This is a genomic window from Spirosoma areae (assembly GCF_054781775.1).
The window spans coordinates 1-2,063 of sequence record NZ_BAAGTT010000032.1 but is presented as its reverse complement, the minus strand read 5'-3'; the positions used below and the strand labels follow the sequence as shown (position 1 = coordinate 2,063).

Sequence of the window (2,063 nt, the reverse complement as noted above, 5' to 3'; positions counted from 1 at the left end):
GTGCCAGTTGGCGTAATGCCGTATCGTTTGACTTGCTGAGTTAGCCCGCAATGTTTGCAGGCGACTGCTTCTAAGACCATGATCAAAGATATGCATTTCAACCCTATTCAGCCATCACCATTATCTTCATGACCCGTAATCTCTGACAGAACTTTATAAAATGAGTTTACGCTACTTAAAACCTTAATTAGACGTTCTGGATTTGATGATACTTGAGTATCTTTTTCTGGAAGAATAACAGTAAGTATCTCGCTTTGATTTTGTATAGAGTAATTAGAAACAATTTGATTACTTCTTTGTATATAGTCGATATTGTCTTGTTTAAAAAGTTCGATAATTTTATCTAAATAATCGTTCAAAAAATTTAATCCACTAAAGTATTTGAAAAAATTGCTTCTTCTTTCGGTGCTCGTATTATTTGGCAGTAAAATATTTACCCATGTTTTTGAGTTTTCTAAACCGTCTAACTGAAAAATTGAAATTATCTTTTTTTCATTATCAGTAAAGTTTTTGTAGTAATATGAGTAAGTTGTCATGCTTTCAAGCATACTTTCAACATTGAGTTTGTCATCTTTTCTTACAATTTCGCCGATAACAGCATCAATTTTTGAATCTGCGATAGCGTTCTGAATCTTTTTGATAGAAGTAATAATATCAATTCTTCTCATTGTTCTTGATTCGTAAATCTTTGTGGGTAAGGGTTTATATCAAACAGTCTACTCATTAGGCTATAGAACCATTTTTGTTATTTACACCCGCCGAGTTTGTTTAAACCTGACCAGCGACGAGTGCACTCTGTCAACCGGACACCACCGAACGAGCCTAAACCTGCCTGTCGGGGCGGCTCCCTATCGCCCGCGACCCGCCGAACACGCATTTTATGGACCCGCACCCAACGCCCGGGGGGCTGATGGGCGGGCGCACAACTCGACTGAACGAAAAGGACTTGCGGCCTTTACACCCCCCGCTACGTTGGGTTGCCTTCTGCCTTCGGGACGTGCGGCCTGTCGCCAGATAGGCCCGCAACCCGGAGGGAAACACAACGCACGAAGCCTATCTTTTCACACCGAGCGCGAAGCCCACAACCGCTGCGCCGGAGCGAAACGAAAGCCGCTGTTACCGAGTCTGATCAACTTGACCGACCGGGGCGTTCCCTGTGTCACACGAGACGCGGCACACACGGGAGCGAAACAAGGAAGCTATTTAAAGATTTCTAGTCTGTAATACTTTGCACTTTTGTCATCTAAATTGAGCTTCAAACCTTCATGGTAAGCAAAGTTTGAATTTTCTTTATAACTGATACAAAAACCCCATCCGCAACCTGGTTTCATGTAATAACTTTTTTCGTCTGTTGAAATTTTTTTTTGATACTCAAATCCAGATTCAATCAACTCGTTATATAATGTTTTCATTTCTTTGGCATCAAATCCTTGGAGACTGAAATATTCTTGTTTGTCTCGATCGCCGATAAAATATTTTTTTCGTCCCACTATCTCAGTTAAGACAAATGATCCATCTTCTGGTATTGGCGTTGACGTTAATGATTTGAAATTTTTTGATACTATAAACTCATTTACTTGTGAAGTATTGAGTTTCAAAATATGCTCAAAATCTGCGATGGTAAATGGTTTCCAGACTTTTTGACCATTAGCAGTTGAACAAAGAATTAGAAAGAGAAAAAGCAAGGAGAATCGAAGCATGATATTTATATGTTTATTAGATTCTTGTACTACCCAATCGGCCTACTCTAAAACATTCGCTAACAAAACATTAACTTTCAAGGCGGTTGGCTTGTCGGCCACAATCTGGAAATGCAAAGCTTAACTCGCCTTCACGGGGCGTTCGGCCTGTCACGCGAAACTGCCCTAACGGACCACCGCCTACCTTCGGGACGCGCTGCCTGTCAGCCGAAACGCCGAAATGGAAGTACTGCATGAACCGACCACCCAACGCCAACAAGGGCTGATGGAGGAGCAAGATAGCTAAACGTGTTGAGGTCGCCCCCGACCTTTTCACCCTTGTTTGGTTGGGCTGAAAACCCTCCTCACCGGCGAGCATCTTGT

The 2,063-nt window shown here is 42.0% G+C and carries 3 protein-coding genes; all 3 read right to left on the bottom strand.

Annotation, left to right across the window (positions count from 1 at the left end; all coding sequences use genetic code 11):
* Positions 1–107 precede the first annotated feature (107 nt).
* Entirely contained in the window at positions 108–668 is a 561-nt protein-coding gene (locus ACYVI1_RS17900; RefSeq protein WP_460912108.1) for a hypothetical protein, read from the bottom strand.
* 531 nt (positions 669–1,199) lie between these two features.
* Positions 1,200–1,700 carry a hypothetical protein gene (locus ACYVI1_RS17895; protein WP_460912107.1) on the bottom strand — a complete coding sequence of 167 codons (501 nt, stop codon included), beginning with the start codon at positions 1,698–1,700 and terminating at the stop codon, positions 1,200–1,202.
* A 70-nt stretch (positions 1,701–1,770) separates the two neighbouring features.
* Positions 1,771–2,063 (bottom strand): hypothetical protein (locus ACYVI1_RS17890; protein ID WP_460912106.1); only part of this gene is annotated, 293 nt, incomplete at its 5' end.